The organism is Pseudofrankia coriaricola (assembly GCF_032027725.1).
Taxonomy (GTDB): Bacteria; Actinomycetota; Actinomycetes; order Frankiales; family Frankiaceae; genus Pseudofrankia.
Genome location: NZ_JASNFO010000004.1, coordinates 16,345 through 40,957, shown reverse-complemented (window position 1 = coordinate 40,957; position 24,613 = coordinate 16,345). Strand labels below are relative to the sequence as shown.

At 70.6% G+C, this 24,613-nt stretch carries 18 protein-coding genes; 9 read left to right on the top strand and 9 right to left on the bottom strand.

Features of this window, described 5'->3' with window-relative positions:
- Positions 1-42: 42 nt before the first annotated feature.
- Complete coding sequence (gene manA, locus QOZ89_RS05325) at positions 43-1,449, bottom strand: mannose-6-phosphate isomerase, class I (RefSeq protein ID WP_312623138.1); 1,407 nt, start codon at positions 1,447-1,449, stop codon at positions 43-45.
- The gene (locus QOZ89_RS05320; RefSeq protein ID WP_241841958.1) at positions 1,446-1,946 is read right to left on the bottom strand and encodes a metallopeptidase family protein; all 501 of its coding nucleotides are present in this window, start codon (positions 1,944-1,946) and stop codon (positions 1,446-1,448) included. Before QOZ89_RS05320 ends, manA begins: the two co-directional genes overlap by 4 nt.
- A gap of 264 nt (positions 1,947-2,210) precedes the next feature.
- Between QOZ89_RS05320 and QOZ89_RS05315 the strand changes: the two genes are divergently transcribed.
- The 4 genes from QOZ89_RS05315 (at position 2,211) to QOZ89_RS05300 (ending at position 5,718) form a co-directional block, all read left to right on the top strand.
- Positions 2,211-2,633, top strand: coding sequence for a DUF3499 domain-containing protein (locus QOZ89_RS05315; protein ID WP_312623137.1), 423 nt, complete (start codon positions 2,211-2,213; stop codon positions 2,631-2,633).
- Positions 2,634-2,914: 281 nt separating this feature from the next.
- On the top strand, positions 2,915-4,273 hold the full coding sequence (locus QOZ89_RS05310) for a phosphomannomutase/phosphoglucomutase (protein ID WP_071050759.1): 1,359 nt from the start codon (positions 2,915-2,917) through the stop codon (positions 4,271-4,273).
- 8 nt (positions 4,274-4,281) lie between these two features.
- Positions 4,282-4,485, top strand: a complete 204-nt coding sequence (locus tag QOZ89_RS05305) for a Trm112 family protein (RefSeq protein ID WP_071050758.1) — start codon at positions 4,282-4,284, stop codon at positions 4,483-4,485.
- A 78-nt stretch (positions 4,486-4,563) separates the two neighbouring features.
- Positions 4,564-5,718: an SIS domain-containing protein gene (locus QOZ89_RS05300; protein WP_071050757.1), complete on the top strand. Its 1,155-nt coding sequence runs from the start codon at positions 4,564-4,566 to the stop codon at positions 5,716-5,718.
- 197 nt (positions 5,719-5,915) lie between these two features.
- Here the strand turns inward: QOZ89_RS05300 and QOZ89_RS05295 are convergent, their stop codons facing one another.
- Together QOZ89_RS05295 and QOZ89_RS05290 are read right to left on the bottom strand one after the other, a co-directional pair.
- Entirely contained in the window at positions 5,916-8,507 is a 2,592-nt protein-coding gene (locus tag QOZ89_RS05295; protein ID WP_071050756.1) for a transglycosylase domain-containing protein, read from the bottom strand.
- A gap of 554 nt (positions 8,508-9,061) precedes the next feature.
- Complete coding sequence (locus tag QOZ89_RS05290; RefSeq protein ID WP_083419139.1) at positions 9,062-9,475, bottom strand: MerR family transcriptional regulator; 414 nt, start codon at positions 9,473-9,475, stop codon at positions 9,062-9,064.
- 333 nt (positions 9,476-9,808) lie between these two features.
- Here QOZ89_RS05290 and ahcY point away from each other — a divergent pair, with 333 nt between their 5' ends.
- Entirely contained in the window at positions 9,809-11,119 is a 1,311-nt protein-coding gene (gene ahcY / locus QOZ89_RS05285) for an adenosylhomocysteinase (RefSeq protein WP_312623134.1), read from the top strand.
- Positions 11,120-11,326: 207 nt separating this feature from the next.
- Here ahcY and QOZ89_RS05280 read toward each other — a convergent pair whose 3' ends face one another.
- Positions 11,327-12,250, bottom strand: a complete 924-nt coding sequence (locus tag QOZ89_RS05280) for an RDD family protein (RefSeq protein ID WP_071050754.1) — start codon at positions 12,248-12,250, stop codon at positions 11,327-11,329.
- Positions 12,251-12,611: 361 nt separating this feature from the next.
- Here QOZ89_RS05280 and QOZ89_RS05275 point away from each other — a divergent pair, with 361 nt between their 5' ends.
- Positions 12,612-13,619 carry a stage II sporulation protein M gene (locus QOZ89_RS05275; RefSeq protein ID WP_071050762.1) on the top strand — a complete coding sequence of 336 codons (1,008 nt, stop codon included), beginning with the start codon at positions 12,612-12,614 and terminating at the stop codon, positions 13,617-13,619.
- An 82-nt stretch (positions 13,620-13,701) separates the two neighbouring features.
- Here the strand turns inward: QOZ89_RS05275 and QOZ89_RS05270 are convergent, their stop codons facing one another.
- Complete coding sequence (locus QOZ89_RS05270) at positions 13,702-16,158, bottom strand: alpha-amylase family glycosyl hydrolase (protein WP_312623133.1); 2,457 nt, start codon at positions 16,156-16,158, stop codon at positions 13,702-13,704.
- Positions 16,159-16,419: 261 nt separating this feature from the next.
- On the opposite strand from QOZ89_RS05270, the gene QOZ89_RS05265 reads away from it, so the two are divergent.
- The 3 genes from QOZ89_RS05265 (at position 16,420) to QOZ89_RS05255 (ending at position 18,516) form a co-directional block, all read left to right on the top strand.
- Positions 16,420-16,953 carry an SRPBCC family protein gene (locus tag QOZ89_RS05265; protein WP_312623132.1) on the top strand — a complete coding sequence of 178 codons (534 nt, stop codon included), beginning with the start codon at positions 16,420-16,422 and terminating at the stop codon, positions 16,951-16,953.
- Between the two features lie 302 nt (positions 16,954-17,255).
- A complete protein-coding gene (locus QOZ89_RS05260) occupies positions 17,256-17,405 on the top strand; it encodes a hypothetical protein (RefSeq protein ID WP_312623131.1) in 150 nt (49 codons plus the stop codon).
- 25 nt (positions 17,406-17,430) lie between these two features.
- Positions 17,431-18,516 (top strand): DUF1152 domain-containing protein, encoded by a 1,086-nt coding sequence (locus QOZ89_RS05255; RefSeq protein ID WP_312623130.1) that lies wholly within the window; start codon positions 17,431-17,433, stop codon positions 18,514-18,516.
- A 9-nt stretch (positions 18,517-18,525) separates the two neighbouring features.
- On the opposite strand, the gene QOZ89_RS05250 is transcribed toward QOZ89_RS05255, so the two are convergent.
- Genes QOZ89_RS05250 through QOZ89_RS05240 form a run of 3 tightly spaced genes read right to left on the bottom strand, consistent with a single transcriptional unit; the run spans position 18,526 to position 24,570 of the window.
- On the bottom strand, positions 18,526-21,759 hold the full coding sequence (locus QOZ89_RS05250; protein WP_198543352.1) for a type I restriction endonuclease subunit R: 3,234 nt from the start codon (positions 21,757-21,759) through the stop codon (positions 18,526-18,528).
- The gene (locus tag QOZ89_RS05245; RefSeq protein ID WP_083419035.1) at positions 21,756-22,883 is read right to left on the bottom strand and encodes a restriction endonuclease subunit S; all 1,128 of its coding nucleotides are present in this window, start codon (positions 22,881-22,883) and stop codon (positions 21,756-21,758) included. The genes QOZ89_RS05250 and QOZ89_RS05245 overlap by 4 nt, the downstream gene beginning before the upstream one ends.
- A complete protein-coding gene (locus tag QOZ89_RS05240; protein ID WP_071050355.1) occupies positions 22,876-24,570 on the bottom strand; it encodes a class I SAM-dependent DNA methyltransferase in 1,695 nt (564 codons plus the stop codon). Before QOZ89_RS05240 ends, QOZ89_RS05245 begins: the two co-directional genes overlap by 8 nt.
- Positions 24,571-24,613 lie beyond the last annotated feature (43 nt).

Below are 24,613 nucleotides of genomic sequence, written 5' to 3'. Positions count from 1 at the left end.
GGCGGCGGCCCACCGCCGGTGGGATGTAGCCCGAGCGAGGCGTTAGGCCGGCCGGGGGGCTGGCCGGGTGCCGGGGCGGGCGGCGAAGACACGGCCGGTGCCGCGCAGCGTGACCGTGACCGGCGCGGTGAGCACCGCCGCCTGCCCGCGGGCCAGGCGGATCGACGTGCCGGCGGCGGCCGGGCCGTCGCCACCAGTCCCGCCTCCCGCCCGTCCGGCCTCCGCCGGGGGCTCGGCCGGGGATCCGGCCGCGGTGTCGCCGGTGGTGTGGACGTCCACGGTGCCGTCGACGGCGAGCAGTACCGTCGGGCGGTTCAGCGTGACCTCGCCGCCGGCGCAGATGGCCTCGGCGAGCACGAAGTCGTCGACGGGCACCGGCCAGTAGCGCACCAGCCCGCCCCCACCGGCACGCAGGATCTTCGCGGTGAGGACGGGGGCGTCCGAGGGCGTCGGGTCGAGCAGGCGCAGCAGCTCGTCGACGTCGATGTGCTTGGGGGTCAGGCCGCCGCGCAGCACGTTGTCGGACGTCGCCATGATCTCGATGCCGACGCCGTGGACATAGGCGTGCAGTAGCCTCGCCGGCTGGAACAGCGCCTCACCCGGTTTGAGGGTGACGTCGTTGAGCAGCAGCGCCGCGGCGATGCCGACGTCTCCGGGATGCGCGGCGGCGAGCCGGCCGACCAGGTCCGCAGCCCGAGCGACGTCCCCGTCATCGTCGCCGCGGGCCGCCACGGTTGACGCCGCGCGGGTGAGCTCGCTGGCGAGCGCCCGGCCGCGCTCGCGGGGCAGGGTCAGCAGCGTGCGCAGGACGGCGGCCGCGCCGCGGGCAGGGTCGGCGTCGAGCGGCCGGAACGCGGCCGAGAGCTCCGCGACGCCGAACGCCCTGACGACGGCGAGCGTCCGCGCCGGCTCGCGGATCCCGGCCAGTGCCCGGAACGGGGTGAGCGCGACGATCAGCTCGGGCTTGTGGTTGGGGTCGCGGTAGCGGCGCCGCGGCGCGTCCAGCGGGACGCCGGCCCGCTCCTCCGCGTCGAAGCCGGCGCGGGCCTGCCCCCGGTCCGGGTGGACCTGGAGGGAGAGTGCCTTCTCGGCGGCCAGCACCTTGAGCAGGAACGGCAGCGCGCCGATCAGCTCGGCGGCCGGGCGGCGGCGGCCGGCGTCGTCGACCTCCGCCGGGGCGACCGGATGGGTGCCGAGCCACAGCTCGGCGGCCGGCTGCCCCGCGGGCGCCTCGCCGAGCAGGTCGTAGATCGCGTCTGGCGAGCCCCACGCATAGTGCTGCACGTGCCCGTACACCGGCAGCAGGCGCGCCACCGCCACGACGTCGCCCGCCGCGTGCCCGGAGGCCAGGCCGGCGCCGGCGGGGTCGCTCGCGGCCTTGGGCTCGGGTGACGCGGGGACGTGAGCACCCGCCACGACGGCGCCTTGGGCGTGGGCGTCTGTCATCACTCTTCTTCGCCCCAGCCGTGGCCCTCGGGGTCGATGACGGCCGGGTCGACGCCGAGCATGTCGGCCACCTCGTGGATGATCGCGTCGAGGACAAGCTCGGCGAGATCCTCGGTGTCGACGGCGCGGGCCTCCAGAGGGCGGCGGTAGACCACGATGCGCCGAGGCGTCGCGGACCGGCCGCGGCCGGTGCCTGGCTGGTAGAGGGCCAGCGGGACGACGTCGTCGGAGACGCCCACGGGAGGCACGTCCTCGACCGCGAACTCCACCCCGGCGAGCTGGTCGGACCAGCGGAGGTCGAGGTGCTCGACCGCGTCGAGCACGAGGTCGTCGAACCGCTCGCCGCGGGTCGAGTACGCCGGCACGTCCGGTGGGAACAGGGTCCCGCGCATGCCGCGGCCACGCCGGTCCCGCCGGCGGCGTGCGGGGATCGCCCGCCGCATGGGCGTCGGAAAGCGCACGGCGGGCAGCGGCTCGGGCGCCGGCGCTTCGTCCACCACCGGCCCAGCGTAACGCCGCGCGCCCGGCTGTCGGTCTTTGGGCGTTCTCCTGGTGCATGTGGGTGAGGTGGGCGCGTCGGCGTGACCGCGAGGGGGTCGGGGACTCCGGGTGATCGGTTAAATACCTTGTGCTATTGCTGGATGCCGCTGTTGGGCAACGGAAAGTGATGGATCGGGTCAGGTTAAGTCACAGTCGCCCCGTCTCGGGCGCGACACGGCGGGCGGTTGTGGCCGCCGCCCGTTCCGGGGTCTACCGTCCGGAACGTGAAGCCCCGGCGTTGCTCCCGCTCGGCCTGTTCCGCGGTCGCGGTTGCCACGCTCACCTACGCTTACGCGGAGTCCACCGCGGTGCTCGGGCCGCTGTCGCCGTACGTGGAACCTCACTCGTACGACCTGTGCGGCCCGCACGCCGACCGGCTGACCGTGCCGCGGGGCTGGGCGGTCGTGCGCCTCGATCCGGAACCCCCGCGGAACCCGGCCACCGACGACCTGGAAGCACTCGCGGACGTCGTCCGCGAGGTCGCCAGGCCCGGGACGCTGCCTGGTGAGGCACCGGGCTATGGCCCGGTTCCCGGGTATGGCCCAGTGCCCGGCCACGGCCCGGTGCAGGCCGGGACCGAGGAGCCTCCGCGGGATGACCCCGGCGGGGGCCGCCGCGGTCATCTGCGAGCCGTACGCACCTCCTAGAGGGCCAAAGGAGGTGCGAAAATGCTCCTCCTTCGCACCTCCGGAGGCCCCCGTCCCCAGAAGCACTGAAGGGCGGCGCGGCGGCTGGCGTGCCCGGCGCGGCCGGGCGTTCTGGCTGGCCGTCCGTGGGTGCCTGGCGGAGTGGCCGGACCTGCCCGATAGGGTCGGTCGCGTTGCCGGGGACCGCCCGGGCACCAGCAGCGCGTACAGCGCGCATACAGAGACAGCCAGCCGCGGCGGAGAGCGCCGACCGCGAGACGGGGTGCGGAAGGTGGAGGGCAATGGGGCTTGACCTCGCCCGGATCTTCAAGGCGTATGACGTGCGCGGAGTCGTGCCGTCCGAGTTCGACGCTGACATCGCGCGCGCTACCGGCGCGGCGTTCGTCCGGCTGACCGGCGCCACCGAGATCGTCATAGCCCACGACATGCGGGACTCGTCCGTTCCGTTGTCCGGCGCGTTCGCCGACGGCGCGACCAGCCAGGGCGCCGACGTCGTGCTCGCCGGCCTCGGCTCGACGGATCTGCTCTACTTCGCCGCCGGCTCGCTGAACATCCCCGGCGCGATGTTCACGGCGTCGCACAACCCGGCCAAGTACAACGGCATCAAGATGTGCCGCGCGGGCGCCGCGCCCATCGGCCAGGAGACCGGCCTCGCCGAGATCCGCGACATGGTCGCGAACGGCGTCCCCGAGCCCGCCGGGCGCAGGGGCGCGGTGCGCGAGGTCGACCTGCGCGACGCCTACGTCGCCCACCTGCGCGCCCTCGTCGACCTGTCCGGCATCCGACCGTTGAAGGTCGCCGTGGACGCGGGCAACGGCATGGGTGGGTTCACCGTCCCGGCCGCCTTCGCCGGCCTGCCCGTCGAGCTGGTCCCGCTGTACTTCGAGCTGGACGGCAGCTTCCCGAACCACGAGGCGAACCCGATCGAGCCGGAGAACCTGCGCGACCTGCAGGCCGCCGTCCGGGAGAGCGGTGCCGACATCGGTCTCGCCTTCGACGGCGACGCCGACCGCTGCTTCGTCGTCGACGAGCGCGGCGAGCTGGTGTCCCCGTCGACGATCACCGGCCTGGTCGCGGAGCGGGAACTCGCCCGCGATCCGGGCGGCACGATCATCTACAACGTGATCGTCAGCCAGGCCGTCCCCGAGCTGGTCATCAGGCTCGGCGGTACTCCGGTGCGCACCCGCGTCGGGCACTCGTTCATCAAGGCCGAGATGGCCAGGACCGGCGCCGTCTTCGGTGGCGAGCACTCCGGGCACTTCTACTTCCGCGACTTCTGGCGGGCCGACTCGGGCATGCTCGCCGCGATGCACGTGCTCGCCGCGCTTGGCGGCCAGGACCGGCCGCTGTCGGCGCTGCTGGACGGCTACGCCCGCTACGCCGCGTCCGGTGAGATCAACTCCGAGGTCGCCGACGCGAAGGCGTCGATGACGGCGATCGAGGCCGCCTACGCGGACAAGGCGGCCGACATCGACCGCCTGGACGGGCTGACCATGTCGTTCGCGGACGGCTCCTGGTTCAACCTGCGGCCGTCCAACACCGAACCGCTGCTGCGCCTCAACGTGGAGGCGGAGGATGATGACACCATGAGCCGGCTCCGGGACGAGGTCCTGGCCAGCATCCGTGGTGGAAGGGACTAGTTGCCAAGATGAGCCTCGATCCGCTGCTGTTGGAGATTCTCGCGTGCCCGTGCCCGCAGCACGCGCCGCTGCGCCAGGACACCCTGGCTGGTGCCCCGGTGCTCGTCTGCACCGCCTGCAACCTTGCATTCCCGGTGCGTGACGACATTCCGGTGATGCTGCTCGACGAGGCGACGCCCTTCCCGGAACCCGCCGCGCCAGCCTCGTCCTGACATGCCCGGCGAGGCCGGGTTCGCCGGCTCGGAGAGGTCCCCGGATTGCTGGGGACGCGAGAGCGGTTGACGACCAACGTGTACGTCGACGAGCACGTCCTGGACGAACCGGAACGACTGGCCGCCGCCGACCCCGGCGGGCTGCTGCGGGCGCTGGCGACCGGTGGCCGCCAGATCCGTGAGACCTGGCGCCTCGCCGAGGAGGCGGGCGCCGGCCGGCTGGGCGCCGACGGGCGCCCGCGGGCCGTGCTGGTCGTCGGCACGGGCGCGGCGGCCGGCGCGTCCGACGTGCTCGCCGCCGCGGCCGGAGCGACCAGCCCGGTCCCGGTGATCGGCCACCACGACCACGGGCTGCCCGGCTGGGTCGGTGTCGCCGACGTGGTGCTCGCGATCTCCGGTTCGGGCCGGTCACCGCTGACGCTGAACGCCGTCGAGGAGGCCGACCGGCGCGGCTGCCGGATCCTGGCCGTCGGCCCGGCCGATACACCGCTGCACTACCTCGCCCAGCGGGCGAGGGCTCCTTTCGTCGCGATCGACGGTGCCAGGCCGGAACGAGCGAGCCTGTGGGCGTTGGCCACCCCGCTGCTCGTGGCCGGCGCGGCCCTCGGAGTCTGCCGGAACGCGGCCGTGGGTGCCGAGGCGGCGGCGGCGCGGCTGGAGGAGATCGCCACTCGCAGCCGCCCGTCCAGCGAGTCGTTCGTCAACCCGGCGAAGCTGCTCGCCCTGGAGCTCGCCGGCACGCTGCCGATGATCTGGGGCACGTCGCCGGCCACGGCCGCGGCGGCCAGCCGCGCGGCGACCCAGCTCGCCGTCACCGCCAAGTACCCGGTGCTGCACGGCGGTCTGCCGCACCCGGCGATCTATCAGATCGCCGCCTTCGACGGCGTGTTCGGCGCGCGCGCGGCCGCCGCCGCCAGCAGTGACGACGACGGCCTCGACGACTTCTTCCGCGACCGGGTCGACGACCAGCTCACCACCCGGCTGCGGCTGATCCTGCTGCGCGACCCGGGCAGCGAGCACCCGGACGTGAGCCGGCGTGCCGATGCGGGGGTCAGGGTCGCCGCGGAGCGCGGCGTCGGCGTCACGGAGCTCTCGGCGGCGGGTTCCCATCCCGTGGAGCGGCTGGCGTCCCTGGTCGGCCTGCTCGACTATGCCTCGGTCTACCTGGCGATGCTGATCGGCATCGACCCGAGCCTCGAACCCGCCATCCACGACCTCGACCGCGTCCGCTGACGGGCCCACTCGGCTGACACTACTTAGATCTTGACTGTGCCCGGAGTGTGGAGCGAATCGTCGGGGGCCGCCGGGGCGGGGGGGGGCGCGCCCGCGGGGGGGCGGGTGGTGGGCCCCCCCCGGGGCCCCCGCGGTGGCCGGCGGGCCCCCCACGAGTCCGGGTCAGGGTGTGGGACGCCCACGCCTGGGCGACGGGGTCACTGGCCGCCCGTCCCCTGACCGTTGTCGCCCTGGCCCTGTTCGAAGGGGTTGGGCTGGCCGTCGCTGGGCTGACCAGGGAGCTGGGGGGTGATCGTGGGCTGGCCGGGGAGCGGCTGGCCGTCTGGGCCGAGAATGATCCCGGGGCCGGGGGTGACGGTGGGCGCCGGCACCTTGTCCGGGTTCTGCAGGCCGCTCTTCGTGCCCTGCGCGGTCTTCGGGTCCGCCTTCGGCAGCTGCTCGACCGGTACGCCCTGCAGCGCCGGCTTCAGCGTGCGGCTGAAGATGATCGCCGGCAGGTCGCCGCCAAACACGTGCAGCCACGTCTGTCCGTCCGCCTGGACGTTCACCAGCGCGTTCTGGACGGAGTTGCCCCGAGGGTCGCCGACCGCCACCGCGGAGGACATCTGCGGGGTGAAGCCGATGAACCAGGCGCTGGTGAAGTCGTCGTTCGTCCCGGTCTTGCCGGCCGCGGGCCGACCGATCGCCGCCTTCGTACCGGTGCCCTTGGTGACGACGCCGGCAAGCACGCTGGCGACGGTATCGGCGATCTTCTTGTCGATGGCCTGTGTGCAGTCCGGTGCCGGCGCGATGTCCACCTTCTTGTTGGACGAGTCGGTCGCCGCCGTCACGTACCTGGGCTTGCAGTACATCCCCCCGGCGGCGAACGTCGCGTACGCGTTGGCCATGACGAGCGGGGAGATCTTCATCTGCTGGCTGAGCGTCAGGCCACCGAAGGACGGGCCCAGCCCGTTCGGCAGGTCTTTATACGCGCTGTCCGGGATACCGAGGCGCTTCGCCAGGGCCGCTGTCGGCATGACGCCGACCTTCGCCAGCAGCTGGATGTAGTAGGTGTTGACCGACTTCCAGGTCGCCTCGCTCATGTCGAAGGTACCGGCCTCGTTCGGCTCGGCGTTCGAGTAGCCCTTGTTCGCGCAGTCGTCGCCGCCCTCCTCGCCGCGGCCCGCGAGTGGGAACTCGTCGACTATGACGCAGGCCGGCGAGTAGAACTGGGTCCCCAGGCCGTAGCCCTCCTCGAGCGCCTCGGCCATCGTGAACGCCTTGAAGGTCGATCCGGGCTCAAAGCTTTCGTGGGTCGCTAGATTGATCTTCGTTTGGAACTTGGAAGCGTCGTCACCGAAGTCCCGGTTGACGGCCATCGCGAGGATGTTGCCTGTGCCGGGCTGGACGATGACCTCGGTGGCCGAGACCCGGTTCCCCTTGCCTACGGTGGCGTCGACAGCGGCCTGTGCCGCCGCCTGGACCTTCGGGTCCAGGGTGGTGTGGATCTGCAGGCCGCCCTCGTAGACCTGGCGGTCGCGCTCGTCCTGGGTATCGCCGAGCGCCTTGCTCGCGAGGAGCTGCGTACGGACGTAGTCGCAGAAGAACGGTGCGGTCACGGACGCCTCGGCGCAGGAGTCGACGGAGCTGCCGCTGGTGATGTTCAGCGTGATCGGCATCTGCTTGGCGCCTTCGGCCTGCGTCGCCGAGATGAACTTCGACGTGACCATCCGGTCGAGGACGTCGTTGCGCCGCGTCATCGCGTCCTTGGGGTTGAGTACCGGGTTGTAGCGCGACGGGCTCTGCACCAGGCCCGCGAGCAGCGCCGCCTGCACCAGCGTCAGCTTGGAGACGTTGACGCCGAAAAAGTGCTGCGCGGCGGTGCCGATGCCGTAGGCGCCGTCGCCGAAGTAGGCGATGTTGAGGTAGCGGACGAGGATCTCGTCCTTCGACAGCTCCTTCTCCAGCGTGGTCGCGTAGCGCAGTTCCTGGAGCTTGCGGGACACGGAGGTGTCGATCGCCGCCGCGCGCTCCTCAGGGGTGCGCGCGTTCTGCAGTAGCACGTTCTTGACGTACTGCTGGGTCAGCGTCGAGGCGCCCTGCTGCACGTCGCCGGACTCGCTGTTACGCAGCAGCGCCCGCAGCATGCCCTTCGAGTCGTACCCGCCGTGCTCGTAGAACCGGGAGTCCTCGATCGCGACGATCGCCTGCCGCATGACCTGCGGGATCTCCTCGGGCTTGGCGAGGACCCGGTTCTGCTCGCCGTGGAGCGTGGCGATCACGCTTCCGTCGGCCGCGAGGATCTGCGAGTTCTGCGGCAGCGGCGGCGTCAGCAGGTCGGCCGGCAGGCCCATGAAGTGGTCAGCCGACGCCTTCGCGAACAGCCCGGCACCGGCGACCACGGGCAGCGCGAACAGCGCCATGACCAGGCCGATCGACAACGAGAGGACCACGCCCCGCTTGGCGAACCACGACCGGCTCCGGCGCGGTGGCTCCGGCGGCCCCGGATCCTCCAGCAGGCCGCTCAGGCTGCTCGACCCGCCCGCCGCGCCGCCCCGGCCCGCCACCCGGGCGACCCGGCCGTCTCGCGCGGTCCGGCCCTTCGGCCCGGTGCCGCCGTTCTGGGCGGAGCGGCCGGCGTGCCGGCGTGCTGGCGCCGTGCCCGCGGCGCGGCGCGCGGCCCGCCCAGTCGGCGTCACCGGAGTCTGCGTGTCCCGTCCGGCAGCCGTGGCCGTCACCCCCAGCAGGAGATCAGTGACGTCGGCCCGGCCGGGCGAGGCCGGGGACGTGTCGGTGGACCTGTCAAGCATGCGCGAGCCGCCGGAAGGTCGCCGTACGGCGTCCAGTCTGGTGGCCGTTGCCCTGTCCGGCCTCGTCGGCTGGCCAGGTCCACGGCCGGCCGACGCGTGGATGGGCTGGTGCCCGCTGGCCGGTCCGCGCCCGCGCAAATGGTTCGTCGCGAGCAAGGACAACCGTACCGGACGGGCCTGTCGACTACGGAAGGCTGCATGCGCGTCACCGTAAGTGCCTAGCTATGGGTCATAAGGTTGCCCGCCTGATGGTCCCCCATTGCCGCCGGGATGTTCGGTGTGTCCGCCCGAGACCCGCGGCCCCGACAGCCATGCGCGCCCAGCCACCGCTGGGCGTGGGTCCGTTGACGCGCCCGGCAGCCGCAACGCCACGCCGGCAACCTGTCAGCGCTACCCAGCCACAAGACAGTGACGGCGCCATTAGCGCAGCGCCAACTCGGCCACGTCCTCAGCTCGGCACCCGCATCACCACGGTCATACGCCTGTGCCCGGTACCACGCTGGGAGGACGCTCAGCGTCCGACAGGCAGGGCGGCGCGTCCAGCGCCCGCCGCCTCAGGGGAGGTCGAGGAGGCGGCGGGCCTTCTGGGCCTCGAAGTCGAGGGCGGCGACCGGCGGGGGCGTGTTGATGCGGCGGGTGAGCTCGCCGAGGCGGCGGACGTCGGCCGCGACGGCGGGCTCGGCCAGCACCCGCACCGCGAATGCCAGATCGCTGGGGCTGATCTGGTAGCGGCGCTCCAGCTCGTCGGCGTAGGCGGCGGTGAGCAGCTCGCGCTCGCCGTACTCGCGGTGCCCGCCCGGCGACCGGGCGGGTGTCACCAGCCCGAGCGACTCCCGGTAACGCAGCATCCGCGGTGTCGTGTCCAGCACGTCGGCGGCCTTGGCGATCGGCAGCCGCTGCTCCGGCCGTAGCCGGATGCGCGCTCGCAGCCGGTCGAGCACCTCCCGCACGAACCGTTCCTCCCGCACCTGGGCCTCCATGAAGGCCCGTCGCGGACCTGCCGGCCATGAGGCTGCCCGGTTTGCGCCGGCTTGAGGAGCGACCACGGGCCGAAGCGTAGCCGGGTTCAACCTTCGTTGGCACGGAAACTTACAGCTCTCTGTCAGGTTCATTGACAGCTCCCGCCTCCCGGCTGGATCGTCGTCTCCGGTACGGCGCCGCGCCACAACCCACCGTGCCCAGCCGTGCCCGCCGTGCCGGCGTGGCCGGCGCCGTGCCTGACCCCCTGGAGCGGATCTCCGGCCGCCTAGGCTTCGCCCGCCCGGAGCGCGTGACTGACCGAGACGAGAGGCGGCAGCACCATGACCGCGACGACCTCCACCGCCGCCTCGGTCGCGCCCGCGACCAGCCTGCCCAGGCACGATGTCGCCGACCTCTCGCTGGCCGAGCAGGGCGTCGCCCGCATCGAATGGGCCGACCGGGCCATGCCGGTGCTGCGCCAGATGCGCGCCCGCTTCGCCCGCGAGCGGCCCTTCACCGGCGCCAGGATCGCCGCCTGCATGCACGTCACGACCGAGACCGCGAACCTGATGCGTGCCCTGGTCGCCGGCGGCGCCGACGTGGTGCTGTGTGCGTCGAACCCGCTGTCCACCCAGGACGACACGGCCGCGGCGCTGGTCGCCGAGTACGGCGTGTCGACGTACGCCCGCAACGGGGTCGATCGCGACGGGTACTACGCGCACATCGACGCCGCCCTCGATCTCGCCCCGCACTATGTCTTCGACGACGGCTGCGACCTGGTCAACACCCTGCACACCGCCCGCCAGGACGTGCTCGACGGCGTGCTCGCGGGCTGCGAGGAGACCACGACCGGGGTGATCCGGCTGCGCCGGATGGCGGCCGAGGGTGCCCTGCGCTTCCCGGTGGTCGCGGTCAACGACACCGACACCAAGCACATGTTCGACAACCGCTACGGCACCGGCCAGTCCACCCTGGACGCCATCTTCCGGGCCACGAACACGCTGCTCGCGGGCAAGACGGTGGTCGTCGCCGGCTATGGCTACTGCGGCCGAGGCGTCGCGTCGCGGTCCAAGGGGATGGGCGCCAACGTGGTCGTCACCGAGATCGACCCCACCAAGGCCCTCGACGCGGCCATGGACGGCTTCCGGGTGCTGCCGATGGCGAAGGCGGCGGCGGTAGGCGACGTCTTCATTACGGTCACCGGCAACCGGGACGTCATCCGGCCCGAGCACGTCGAGCTGATGCGCGACGGCGCGATCCTGGCGAACTCCGGGCACTTCGACGTGGAGGTCGACGTCAATGGGCTCGCCGCGCTTGCCACCCATGGCCCGCGCCGCGTCCGGCCGAGCACCGACGAGTACGTGCTCGCCGACGGCCGGCGGGTGCTGCTGCTCGCGGAGGGAAGGCTGGTCAACCTCGGCGCGGCGGAGGGCCACCCGGCGGCCGTGATGGACATGTCGTTCGCGGACCAGGCGCTGACCGCCGAGTGGCTGACGAAGGCCGCGCGGTCGCTCGCGCCGGGCGTCCACGACGTCCCGGTGGAGATCGACAAGCGGGTCGCCAGCCTCAAGATCGAGACAATGGGCCTTGAGATCGACAGGCTCACGCCGACCCAGGTCGAGTATCTGAACTCGTGGCGGCACGGTTCCTGAACCCGTGCCCTTCCGCGCCGACCTTCCGCGGGGTTCCCGCAGATTGGCTACCGGCTGTGGAAGGGCCGGGCGTGCCGGTGGGCCGTAGCTCTCACCTGGTCAATCGGTGGAGGGAGGCCTTGACATCAACTTGTCAGGTTGATCGGATTTTCCAGGGCAAGCGCGGCCGAAATTCTGCCATGACGATGTCAGCCTTGCCGGCTCGTATCAACGGTACGGACTGCCGGACGGCGGGCCGGGGATCGGGTAGCCACCGGGCGGCTGAGGCCCGACGTAGGCAGGCGGCGGGGGCGGGGCGAGGACCTCGGGCGTCAGCAGGTGCCCCGGGTAGTAGTGGAGCGGCACGCCCGGGATCTCTCCCGGCCCGTACCGGGCCCGGGAGACCGCGCGCAGCCGGCGGTAGGACCGGCGGGTCCGCTCGGCCAGCACCGCCGACAGATACGCCCACCCGGGAGTGCCCGGCGGGGGCGGCGGGGTGACGACGGCGCGGACCTGGGCGACGAGGTCCGCGCCGATCCGCTCCTGGGCCTCGGGGGACAGCTCGTGCACCCGGCCGAGGAAACCGCGCACGGTGCCGGTCAGCTCGTCGTCGAGGCCGGTGAGGTCCAGCCCGACGACCCAGCCCGCGAGCGGCGCCGGCACCGCTGGCACCACCCCGGCCATCGACGGCACCCCTTCGTGGATCACGACGGTGCCGGCGAACAGGTCGCCGAGCCGCTTGGAGCGGTGGGAGAACAGCATCGCCATGACCGCTGGCAGCCCGAACAGGGCACCCGGCCGCTCGACGACCGCCCCGATGAGCCCGCGGACGAACGCGTGGCGGAAGCGGACCGGCCCGCCGTCGTCGCGCACGACGCGCAGCTTCATCAGCATCTTGCCGACGGTCCGGCCGCGCAGGAACGTCTCGAAGATCACCGGGTAGCCGAGCATCGTCGCGACGTAGACGACGATGACGACCGCGACGGCCAGGGCCTCGTCCTGTGGGTTGACCGCCACCAGCGTGAACACCAGCACGCTGTAAAGCACGAACAGCTGGATGAACAGGTCGACGAGCCCGGCGATCATGCGGGAGCCGAGCTGGGCCGGCCGCAGGTCGATGGCGACCGCCTCGCCGGTGACGACCTGGCTCATCCGGCCGCGCCCCGCGCGCCCCGATGCTCGCCCATGGTGGGGTTCCTTCCGCTCTGCCGACCGCCGTCATCGCTGGCCGGCGCCCGTACATCGTCGTCCATCGACGCCGCCCGCCACCCCCTGGGTCGCTTTCTCGACCGGCCTCGTGGCCCTGGCCGGTCGCCGGTGCCGGCGGGTCGGGTGGGCGACGGGGGTCGTCAGGAGCGGCAAGGGGTCTGACAGTATTTCGGTGCTCGGGGTGAGTGCGCGCGCGGACGGATGTGGCTGTGGCGGTGGCCGTGACCGTGGAGCACGGACGGTCGAGGATCGTGGATGGCTGACGTCTCACACGGCGCGGCGGCTGGGAAGAGTGGGCAGACTGATGGACCTGGACGCATACGTCGCTGTCCACCGGCCGGAGTGGTTTCGGCTGCGCTACCTCGTTGACCAGGCGAACCGGCCCCGCAAGATGCCGCGCGAGGAGCTGGAGGAGCTGGTCGAGCTCTACCAGCGGGTTGCCACCCAGCTGTCGGTGATCAGGAGCCGCTCGCGCGACCAGGCCATGGTCGACGACCTTTCCGCGTTGGTGATCCGCGCCCGCGCGGCCGTGACCGGCACCGCCGACCCCGGCTGGCACGTGGTCGCCCGCTACTTCACCATCACCTTCCCCGCCGCGGTCTACGCGCGCAGGTGGTGGGCCATCGCGACTACTGCCCTCTGCCTGCTGTTCGCCCTGGCGTGCGCGCTGTGGGTCGTCTACGACCAGACGGCGCAGGCGCGGCTGGTCCCGCCGGACGACGTGGCCCAGCTGTGCCGTCACGACTTCGCGTCCTACTACAGCGAGAACCCGGCGGGCTCGTTCGCGAGCCAGATCTGGACGAACAACGCCTGGGTGTCCGCGCAGGCGATCGCGCTCGGGGCGCTGCTCGGCCTGCCGACGCTGGTCGTCCTGCTGGAGAACTCGCTGAACCTCGGCGTCGTCGGCGGCTATATGTCGAGCTGCGGCGAGAGCGGCCAGTTCTTCTCGTTGATCCTGCCGCACGGGCTGCTGGAGCTGACGGTCGTCTTCGTCGCCGGAGCGGTCGGCCTGCGGCTCGGCTGGTCGATCATCGCGCCGGGCGGCCGGCGCCGGTCGGAGGCGCTCGCGGCGGAGGGCCGCGCGGCCGTGTCGATCGCGATCGGGCTCGCGGTCGCGCTCGCTCTCTCGGGCGTGATCGAGGCCTTCGTGACGCCGTCCGGTCTGCCGACCGCCGTCCGGATCGGCATCGGCGTGCTGGCTTGGGGGCTGTTCGTGGCCTATGTCTGGATCTACGGCTCCCGCGCCGCTTCCCATGGCGAAAAGGGCGACCTGGAGGCCTCGCTACGAGCGGACCTCGCCCCCGTCACCTAGAGGGCCAAAGGAGGTGCGAAAATGTTCTTCCTTCGCACCTCCGGCGGCCACCGTCCCCAGGAGAACAAGGGCGAGCGGGTCCTCAGCCGGCGTTCGTCCGCTCGAAGACCAGGGCGGCGACGGCGGGCAGGGCAAGGTCCACCGTGCCGTCGGCCGTCGGGGCGAGTGCCTCGGCCGCCGGAGCGCCTCGGCCGCCGTAGATCGCGGCGTCGGTGTTCAGCTGTAGGCGCCAGGGGGTGCCCGACAACGACGGGTGACGCAGCAGGTAGCTCGGGAACGGGGCGTTGTTCAGGCTTACGACGACGAGCAGCTCCTCGCCCCGGCTCTCGCCGGCCGGGCCGGACCAGCGGCGGAAGGCGATCAGCCGGGCGGGGTCGTTCGTGTGCAGGATCTCGATGTCGCGGGACTTCGCGGCGGGCGAGGCGAGCCGGAGGCCGGCCAGGTCGCGGTGGGCGGCGAACAGGCCCGCGCCGGTTCCTTCGCGCAGCCCGTGGAGATCCTCCTTGTCCTCGGTGAAATGGTCGTAGGTGTACGCCTTGGTGGCTCCGACCTCGTCGCCCATGAGGAACATCGGTGTGCCCGGGGCGAGCAGGGACAGCGCGGTGACGCAGCGGATTCTCGCCTCGGCGTACCAGCGGGTCTCCCCGACGAGCGGCGCGTCGTTCACCGCGACCAGTATGTTGCGCTCCGAGTGCTCCGAGTTTCCCGCCTCGTCATGGCTTTCCGGGTAGACGACCGTCCTGTCCGCCGCGCCGGCCAGCGCCCCGGCGAAAAGGCCCATCGCCAGCGGGCCGGTGAGGTCGTTGCCGGCGGTCTCGAGGAGCCGCGCATACTCCGGTCCCTCGCCCTTGTCCCCGATCAGGTGGTGGTAGAAGTCCACATACCAACGGGCGTCGAAACCGAGGCCGCCCGCCGGCGCCGGGCGGGTCACCGCGTCCCAGCCGGAATGGTCCTCGGCGATGAGGATGACGTCCGGAGCGACGGTCTTCAGCGTCTGGCAGAGCTCGCGCAGGAACTTGCGGCCGGCGACGTTCGTCGCCGCGGCCGGCCGGCCGTCCGCGTGCAGCGCGTTATACAGGTGGATCGACGTCGTCTGGTCCAGCCGGAAGCCGTCCACGTGGAACTCCTCGAGGAGCGCGACGGCGCTCGCTACGAACAGCGCGCGCACCTGTTCCTCGCGGTAGCGGGGCGCGTAGCCGGAGGAGAGGTTGTCGACGTAACCGCCGTCCGGGAAACCGGCGTGGTCGGCGTCGGTGCCTTCATACCAGTAGTACGCGTTGTGGCTGGGCGTCGTGGTGCCGTACATCCAGGCGGCCCGCTCGGCGTCCTGCGTGTAGTGGTTGAAGACGAGGTCCACGAGAACCGCGATGCCGCGGCGGTGGCAGGCGCGGACGAAGCCGGCAAGCCCCTCCCGGCCGCCGGCGCTTTTCTCCACGGCGAGGAAATGCGAGGTGCCGTATCCCCAGGAACGGGTGCCGCTGAACTCGAGCACCGGCAGCAGCTCGACGGCGTTGACGCCGAGGTCGGCGAGATAGTCGACGAAGGCGACCGCGTCGGCGAACGTGCCCGCCCGCGTCTCCCCGAAGCCGAGGGCGCCGACGTGCAGCTCATAGATGACCAGTTCCTCGACCCGGCGCGGCACCGGGCGGGCCGGGTCGAGCTCGTCGGCCCAGAAGTCCGCCGGCTGGGGCCGGGCGTCGACGACCACCGAGCAGCTGACGGTTCCGTCCAGGTCGGCCGCCGTCCCGTCGTAGTGCGCGCCGCGCGGATTGACGTCGCCGCCTCCGCACTGCTGGCGGGAGTACATATCCGTGCGCCAGGCAACCGAGCCGTCCTCCCGGGTAACCCGGTAGAGGTAACGCCGTCCCGCCCAGTCGGCGAATCCCTCCGCCGAGGCCTCCCACACCCCGTCCGGCCCCGGCCGCATCGGTAGGTGGGCGATGGCCGCGTCCTCGCCATGGCCGTCGTCGGCGATGTAGCCGCTCTCGCCGCCGAACGCGACCTCGACGGCCCTGGCGTATGGCGCCCAGACCCGGAACAGGATTCGCTCCGCGTCCGCCGTGGGGCCCGTGCCTTCGCTCTCGCTCTCGCCGTCGCTCCCGTGCTCGCCCCCGACACCCCCGGCAGCGCCGTCCCGCACGTCGTCGGCGGGGACGGTGACCGGAACGGCGCCAAGGAAGTGATGACCGCTGAGCGTGAAGGTAGTGCTCACCTCAGCCGGGGCGTCCGGCCCGAGCGCAAGCGTACGGACCTGGTCCGTGGAGGCCGGGTCCGCTACTTCACCGGGGATTCCCCAGAATTGCGACCCATCGTCGCGTACCAGCCACACGCCCCAGCGGAAGGTGGTAGGCGTGTGGACATCGAGAGTCACACTGGCCCGGAACGCCGTGCAGCCATCCGGTCCGACGGTCGCCACCATCGGCGTCGAGGCCCACGCGTCGCTCGGCCGGCCGTCCGCGTCCCAGCTCCCGACCAGCCGAGCCCCCGCCGCGATCCGCCCGCGCACGCCGGTGCGGTACTCGATGTCGACGCGGGTCATTGGGCTGTCGCGCCGCGCGCGTGGTCGCGGTCAGCGACAGATGTGTGGCCCATGGCCATCAGCGTAGGTCGTAGCGGTTCGCGACCCTTTGTGGCCCTTGTGCGGCCGGGGTGGCCGGGACTGCCTGTCCGCGTACGGCTCGCGACCGAGCAGGGTAGTAGGAGTGCCATGGCCCGTCGTCGATGGATCATCGGCGGTACGACATGGCCCGCACCGCGGCACCGGCGGTCCGCCGGGCGGGCAGTGAACCAGGAGGACGCCGTGTACTACGAGACATCCGTCTGGATCGCCGCGTCCGCGGCGAAGGTCTGGGCGGTGCTGCGGGACGTCGAGCGCTGGCCGGAGTGGACGCCGACGGTGAGCCAGGTGCTGCGGGTCGAGTCCGCGCCCGAGTACGTCCCCGGCGCCGACGGCCCGGCCGGCGAACTGGCCAAGGGCGACGTCGTCAGCATCAAGCAGCCGAAGCTGCCGACGCTGAGCTGGACCATCGTCGACTGGAACCCAGCCCACTCGTTCTCCTGGGCGTCGTCCAGCGGGGGTGTGCGGACCGTCGCCGACCACCGCATCGAGGAGGCGAAGGCCGCGGGGGACGCTGGGGACGCCAAAGACGTCCCGACTCCCCGGATAGGTCTAGCCGATCCGACGGGCGCCCCAGGGGACGGGGTGACCGTGACGCTCAGCATCCGCCAGTCGGGCCCGCTCGCCCCGCTGGTCGGCCTACTCACCGGCCGCCAGACCCGCCGCTACGTCGACACCGAAGCCCAAAGCCTCAAGCGCCGCTGCGAGCAGACCTAGAGACCTTCCCGCGGATCTTGTCGGGAGTGGCTCCCGCCGATCCACCAGACACCAGGCCCCATACCTAGCGAGCGATCACTCGTCCTCGACGGGCGAAACTCGGCGCATGATCGCCAGGTGGGTATGGGAGCAGCGCACCAGACCCTCGTGTGTCCGATTGATGCGCACCCGGCTCGCGATCAAGGTACGGTCCGCCTCCCAGATCGGACGTCGACGCCCGGCCAACAAAGATCCACTAGAAGTGGTCTAGCTCATCACCAGCCGAGGGCGCCCAGCGCCCGACGGCGTTCCGCGGGACCGGGGTGATCTCCGCGTTCCGCGGGACCGGGGTGATCTCCGCGTTCCGCGGGACCGGGGTGATCTCCGCGTTCCGCGGGACCGGGGTGATCTCCGCGTTCCGCGGGACCGGGGTGATCTCCGCGTTCCGCGGGACCGGGGTGATCTCCGCGTAGCCTTCACGCCGTGGGTGTGCTGCTCGTGGCAGCTGGTGGTGGCGGCGATGCGCTCGCGGCGGCGATGGTGCATCGCGCCCTTCGGTCCGGCGATCCGCCGCCCGTCGTGCTCACATACGCCTGGGAACGGCTGCGGGTCGATCCACTGCCAGGGCCACGCGGGCCAGAAGGGTTCACCGGCCTGCTCGCCGCCGGCCGGCATAGCCACGAGATCACCCCCGCCAGCGACACCGTGCCCGCCGGCCGGTCGATGCTGCCAAGACTCGCCGGCGAGTCGTCCGCGCGCCTCATCCTTCTTGACCCGGCTGGCGGTGCGGGTGGCCTCCACCGCCAGCTGGCCGAACAGATCGAGGTGACCGCGGCCGACGAGGTGTGGATCGTCGACGTCGGCGGTGACGTCATGGCCTCGGGCCACGAGCCTGGACTGCGAAGCCCACTGGCCGACGGGTTGGTTGCCGCCGCGGCCCTGGGAATGCCAGTGCCGGTCAAGGTCCTCGCCGCCGGGCCTGGCCTGGACGGCGAGTTGTCCGAAACCGAGGTGCTCGGCCGCGTCGCCGCGCTGGGAGGCCGCCACCTCACCACACTGACCAGGTCAGACGTCGAGTTCGCGGTGCCCCTGCTCGCCTGGCATCCCAGCGAGGTGACAGCCCTTCTTGTCGCGTCTGCCCTCGGCATCCGCGGCCGAGTCGAGATCCGTGACCAGGGCCTGGCCCTTGACCTCGGCCCTCGTAGCGCCGAGGTCCATGTCGTCGGTCTGACTTCCCTCGCGGAGAACGCGCCGTACGTCGCCGCGCTCGCCGACACCACGACCCTGGATGAGGCGGAGGAAGTCATTCGACGCGTCCGGGGCTTCTCGGAGATCGACTACGAGCGTAAGAAGGCGGCGGCAATGCGCTCGTCGCGATCAGCCAGGTCGGCTGCCACCCTGCTGCGGGAGGCCGAGAAGTACTGCGTCGATGCCCGGGCCCGGGGCGTCGCCTATCTGGCCTTCCGCCGCCTGGCCGAAGTTCTCGACGTCAGCCCGGGCGACATCCGCGCGCTGCATCGACAGCACCTCGTTGGCCCGTCGGACACGGACCAGCCACAGCTACCCCTTTGGCCAACCAGCTGATCCGGTTGGTCAGCGATTCGTTTCGGTGGACCAGTCTTCGGCGAAGTGGGCGGTCTGATCGAGGACCTGGTCTATAGCGCGCTGCTCGGCGTCGGGCGGGTAGCCGTGGCGGGCGAGGAGGCGCTTGATGGTGCTGCGGAGGCGGGCGCGGACGTCGTCGCGGGCGGCCCAGTCGACGGTGACGCCCTTGCGGACCTGGATGACCAGGTCGCGGGCGATGTCGGCGAGCTTGTCCGTTCCGAGTTCCGTGATCGCAGATTCGTTGTCCGCGACGGCGTCGTAGAAGGCCAGTTCCTCGTAGGAGAGCGCGGGGGTGAAGTCCTTGCCGCGGTCGGCGTCGGCGCTGACGTCCTTGGCCATCTTGACCAGCTCGGCGAGGATCTCGGCTGAGGTGAGGTGCTGCTGGCGGTAGCGGTTCATCAGATCGGCCAACCGCTCGGAGAAGCTGCGCTGGCGGACGACGTTGTGCTTCGTGACGGCGCGCATCGTCTGTTCGATCGCCCGGCGCAGCGCCTCGATCGCCAGGTTCGGGGTCTTCGACGCTCGGATCCGCGCGAGGTATGCCTCGTCGAGGTTGGACAGGTCGGGACGGTCCAGCTCGGCGGCCTCGTAGATGTCGGTGGGCAGGCCGGCGTCGATCGTCTCGGCGGTGAGCTGGCGTAGCAGGATCTCGATCTCGTCGGGTACCGGCTTGCCCGCGGCGCGCCGCTCCTCGGCGTCGATCTTGGCCATCCAGACGCGGGCGGCCTGGAAGAACGCGATGTCGGCGCGCAGGTCGTCGAGCTGGCCGGAGACGGAGCACAGCGCGTAGGCCCGTTCCAGCTGGGACGCCCTGTCTCGAAACCGCGCGGCCAGCGGGAGCGTGCCACCCTCCTCGGTGGCGACGTTCTCCGGCGTGGTCGGGTCGCGTAGGTATTCGACGGTGCCGAGCACAGCGTCCTTGTACGCGGTCTTGGTGCCGGCGGCCAGCGCGGCCCGCCAGTCGTGGCCGTGGAGGATGGCGACGATGACGTCGTGCAGGTCGCGGACCTTGCCGAGGACCTCGTCGATATCGCGGCCGAGCGGCTCGTTCGCCTGGTCTTCGCCCGTGTACTCGGCCAGTGCCTCGCGCAGGCGGTCGACGAGCGGGGCGTAGCCGACGAGCAGGCCGGCGTCCTTGTTCAGGTAGGTGCGGTTGACCCGGGCGATCGCCTGCATGAGCGCGGCACCGCGCATCGGCTTGTCCAGGTAGAGGGTGTGCAGCGGCGGCGAGTCGAAGCCGGTGAGCAGCATCGACTGGACGATCACCAGCTCCAGGGGGTCGTTCGGGTCCTTGAGCCGCTGCTGGATCGCCTTGTTCTGCGCCGGCCGGCGGACGTGCTTGAAGATCTCGCCCTTGTCCGCGCTGCTTCCGGTGTAGACAACCTTGATCTTCCCTCTGTCGGCCGCGTCGTCGTGCCAGCCGGGGCGTAGGGCGACGATCTCCCGGTAGACGTCCGCGCAAATTTGCCGGGTGGCGCAGACGATCATTCCCTTGCCCGGGCCGTCAATGAGCGGGCGCATTTGTTCGGAGCGATGCTCCCAGTGCTTGACCAGGTCATCGGCGAGCGTCCTCAGTCGGGCGGGCGCGCCGTACAGCGCGTTCAGCACCGCGACCCGGCGCTGGAGCCGTTCCTTCTCCGCGTCGTCCAGACCGGTCGTGATCAGGGCGACCTCGTCGTCGATCATCTCCGGGTCCATGCCGTCGGGAAGCTCGACGGGGATGATCCGGGCCTCGTGGAAGACGCGGACCGTGGCTCCGTCCTCGACCGCGCGGGTCAGGTCGTAGACATCGATGTAGTCGCCGAACATCTTCCGGGTGTTGCGCTCGGCTTCCGAGATCGGCGTGCCGGTGAAGGCGATGAACGTGGCCTTGGGCAGGGCCTCGCGCAGCCGGAGCGCATAGCCGTCGAGATCGTCGTAGTGGCTGCGGTGCGCTTCGTCGACAATGATGATGATGTTCGTGCGGTTCGACAGCAGCGGATGGGACCGCTTGGCGTCCCGTTCCGCCGGGGTGAGGCCGAACTTCTGCAGAGTGCTGAACAGGATGCCGCCGGTCGCCCGGCTGGACAGTTCCGCCCGCAGATCGTCGCGGGTCGCGATCTGGGTGGGGGCGCCGGGCAGCAGGGTGCTCTGGGCGAAGACGCCGTACAACTGGTCGTCGAGGTCGATCCGGTCGGTCAGCACCAGGATCGTCGGGTTCGCCAGCCGCGGGTCCACACTGACCTGGTAGGCGTAAAGCTCCATCTCCATCGACTTGCCGGAGCCCTGCGTGTGCCAGACGACGCCAGCCTTGCCGTTGCTCCGCGTCGCCTCCACGGTCTTCTCGACGGCGCGGCTGACCGCGAAGTACTGGTGCGGCTTCGCGATCCGCTTCGCCAAGCCCGTCTTGGGCACGTTGGCGAAGGTGATGTAGCCGCGCAGCAGGTCGAGGAACCGGCGCTGGTCGAACAGGCCGTGCAGCAGGACGTCCTGGGCGTCGTCGTAGCGGATGTCGCCGAGTTCGCGCGGCTCGGGCACCCCGCCGGGCAGGTGCGGGCGCAGCGGGTTGCCCTCGTCGTCGACGTTCCAGGGTGCGAAGTGGTTGAACGGGGTGAACGGCGTGCCGTAGCGGGCGGTCACCCCGTCGGAGACGGCGAACAGCGCGGTCGCCCGGAACGCGAGCGGCAACGCGTCCACGTAGTTCATCAGCTGCTGATGCGCGTCCTTGATACCGGTGCTCTCGGCGCTCGCGCTCTTCAGCTCCAGAACGGCGGCGGGCAGGCCGTTCAGGTAGAGAACGACGTCGAGCCGGTGGTCGGTCCGGTCCCCGTCAACCCGGACCTGGTTCGCGACGACGTACTCGTTCATCACCTGGTCGCGGAAATCGACCAGCCGGATCGTCGGCCAGGCCTCGGCCCCGTACTCATCGACCACCGGGACCGAGCGGATGCCCCGGGTCATGAACTCGTGTAGCCGCTGGTTCTCCGTGATCGCATCCCGGGACGACGCGCCGAGCACGGTCGTGACCGCGTCGTCGACGGTGGCCGCCAGTAGGTCTGGGTTAAGCCGGCTGACGGCCTCCCGCAACCGCTCGACCAGGATCGGCTCCGCCCACGAGCGGCGCTCACCGGTGCCCGGCGCCAGCTTGCGCCCCGGGATGTGCTCCCACCCGAGCTCCTCGAGCGTCTCGACCGCGTCGGCCTCCCAGTCCTGCTCGGCCATGCCCCCCGACCCGACGTTCACGTCACATCCTCCACAACCTTCTCCGCGTCGCGGACCCGGATCTCACCTGACATCAGTTTTGGCAGCAAGGTGTCGCGCAGCTCGGCTAGCGTCCGATTCTGACGCTCCGCTGTATCAACCAACGCGAGCAACGGGCGAACCGTATGAGTGAGCCGACTAATCACACCGCCATCGAAATCTGGAACCAATCTTGATAGTGCCGCCGTTCGGTTCAATCCCGGGATTGCGGAGTCCCCAACGAGCCCTTCCAGCCCTGCGCTTTGCAAGAGGAAGTATGCGAATTCGGGTGTAACTTTAGTGCTTTGTGGTTCAACGTAGAATGCGGTGTCTATAACCCAGCAGGGTTGCGGAGACCAGGACACGGCTCCCGCATTCGCGCCCTTGCGACCCACCACGGCGCCGGCGGCCCGGCTAAGCGGAGTATCATGCCAACCGACCTGGCCGGTGCAGCCGAACACTGGAAACCTGCCGTCGCGGCGATCGGGCTCGCGGAGTGCCTTGCCATAAACTAGGTCGACAAGATCTCCTAGGCTCACATCCATGCCAGACCCAGATTTACAGCCCTGGAACTGGGTTCGGGCAAGCTCGCTAGCTGTCCTGGCACACTGGGCGTTGACCTCAATCTTGTCATCCAGTGCTCCGAGAACTGCCACTATCTCCGCTTGGTCTGCCAATGAAGGCACCTTAAGTAGCATATTTTTCGCGGCCCCCACATTGAAGTGCTGTTGAACGGCTCCAACGGTGTGGGCGGAGATGTAGTGTCTTGCAGTTACATTGATCGCGTAGCAGAGGAACCGGGAGTCGACCGTGGACGTCGGCCTCGCGATCACAAGATCAGAACAGTTCGCTTCCCCCAAGTCATCCGGAATCCTCGCGGCAGCGCCGGGCTCGCCAGTACGGACAATGACGACGTCTCCCGCGCGGAGCTTTGACTTCGATAGCTCTTGATGGAAATCTCGCGGGATATGCTTGATATTCTCAAGGTCGAGACGGCCCGCTCGAACATTCTGGGATCGCAGGAATGGGACGCCCGAGTTGACATATCGAGAAGCCATCGAACCGACATGGCCAACAGTAATATGTTCACATAGCTGGCCAAGGCTTCGTGTCTCCCACTCAGACATCGAGGCGCTCCAGTTGGGTGCGGACTTCCTTTTCGAGGCGGGCGGACTCCTCGAAGTGGGCGAGCAGCTCCTTGGTGAGGCGTTCGATCTTCTCGGCGATCGGCTCGTCCCCCGACGTGTCAACCTCAGTGGCGCCGACGTAGCGGCCAGGGGTCAACACGTGGTCGTGGGTGCGGATCTCGTCGGTCGTCGCCGAGTAGTAGAAGCCGGGGACGTCGGCGTAGGCCAGACCCGCGCCCCGGGCGGAGCGGGTGCTGCGCCAGGCGTGGTAAGTGCCGGCGATCTTCGCTAGATCGTCGTCGGTGAAGACGCGTTCCGTGCGGTCGACCATCGTGCCCATGCTCCGGGCGTCGATGAACAAAGTCTCGCCACGGCGGTCGGTCAGCACCTTGCTGCCCATCGGGGTCTTGTTCTTGGCGAAGAACCAGAGGCAAGCGGGGATCTGAGTAGTGCGGAACAACTGCGGCGGTAGGGCCACTATGCAGGCGACCAGGTCGGCCTCGACGAGCGCGGCCCGGATCTCACCTTCGCCCGACTGGTTCGACGACATCGAGCCGTTCGCCATCACCACGCCGGCCACGCCGTTCGTGGCGAGCTTCGAGATGATGTGCTGCATCCAGGCGAAGTTCGCGTTGCCGGCCGGCGGGACGCCGTAGCGCCAGCGCGGATCGTCGGTGAGGCGCGCCCAGTCGGACATGTTGAACGGCGGGTTCGCGAGGATGAAGTCGGCGCGCAGGTCCGGGTGGCGATCGACGCGAAACGTGTCGTCCCACTTCTCGCTCAGGTTGCCGGTGATGCCGTGGATGGCGAGGTTCATCTTCGCCAGCCGCCAGGTGCGCTCGTTGTTCTCCTGACCGTAGACCGAGATGTCGTCGCGGCGCCCTTGGTGCTCGTCGATGAACTTCTCGGCTTGGACGAACATGCCGCCTGAGCCGCAGCACGGGTCGTAGACCCGTCCCTGGTAGGGCTCCATGATCTCGACCATCAGTCGAACAACGCTCGCTGGCGTGTAGAACTCGCCGCCGCGCTTGCCCTCCGCCCGGGCGAACTTCTCCAGGAAGTACTCGTAGACCTCGCCGAGCACGTCCCGCGCAGACCGCGTGGCGGCCTCGGCCGGAACCGCGGGCGCCGGCTCGGCGAACAGACCACCGTCGTCGCTGGGGGCCGTGTTGGGCTGGGCCGGGACGGTCAGTCGGTGGCCGGTGAAGCGGGCGTCGCCGAGGAGGTCGACCAGTTCACCCAGACGGCGTTGGTCTACGCTGGGGCTGTTGAAGATCTTCGGCAGGACGCCGGTCAGCGCTTCGTTCCCTTCCTCCCGCATGATGGCGTCCATCGCGGCGTCGAGGAGCTGACCGATACCGGCGCTCTTCGCGTTCGCCGCGAGCTCGTCCCACCGGGCCTGCCGAGGAACCCAGAAGACGCCCTGCCCGAGGTACTCGTCCTTGTCGTCGAGGAACTGCTCGACCCGCGACTCGGGGACGCCGTCGGCGAGGACGTCCTGGCGGATCGCCTCGCGCCGTTCGGTGAAGGCGTCCGAGACGTACTTGAGGAAGACGAGGCCGAGGACGAAGTCCTTGTACTGGGCGGCGTCCATCGAGCCACGCAGCTTGTCGGCCGCCTTCCAGAGCGTCTCGCGCAGGTCGGCCATCGTCGGAGGGCCGGCGGCGGCCTTCTTCCTCGGGGGCATGGTGCTCCTTGGGGGTGAAACGTCGGTTCGGGCTGGGACTGGG

Excerpts from the sequence above, each read along its gene's own strand:
- QOZ89_RS05295 (WP_071050756.1), bottom strand. The coding sequence starts at position 8,507 with ATGCTTGACAGGTCCACCGACACGTCCCCGGCCTCGCCCGGCCGGGCC.
- QOZ89_RS05280 (WP_071050754.1), bottom strand. The coding sequence starts at position 12,250 with ATGAGCCAGGTCGTCACCGGCGAGGCGGTCGCCATCGACCTGCGGCCG.
- QOZ89_RS05305 (WP_071050758.1), top strand. The coding sequence starts at position 4,282 with ATGAGCCTCGATCCGCTGCTGTTGGAGATTCTCGCGTGCCCGTGCCCG.
- QOZ89_RS05270 (WP_312623133.1), bottom strand. The coding sequence starts at position 16,158 with ATGACCCGCGTCGACATCGAGTACCGCACCGGCGTGCGCGGGCGGATC.
- QOZ89_RS05240 (WP_071050355.1), bottom strand. The coding sequence starts at position 24,570 with ATGCCCCCGAGGAAGAAGGCCGCCGCCGGCCCTCCGACGATGGCCGAC.
- QOZ89_RS05275 (WP_071050762.1), top strand. The coding sequence starts at position 12,612 with ATGGACCTGGACGCATACGTCGCTGTCCACCGGCCGGAGTGGTTTCGG.
- ahcY (WP_312623134.1), top strand. The coding sequence starts at position 9,809 with ATGACCGCGACGACCTCCACCGCCGCCTCGGTCGCGCCCGCGACCAGC.
- QOZ89_RS05310 (WP_071050759.1), top strand. The coding sequence starts at position 2,915 with ATGGGGCTTGACCTCGCCCGGATCTTCAAGGCGTATGACGTGCGCGGA.
- QOZ89_RS05245 (WP_083419035.1), bottom strand. The coding sequence starts at position 22,883 with ATGTCTGAGTGGGAGACACGAAGCCTTGGCCAGCTATGTGAACATATT.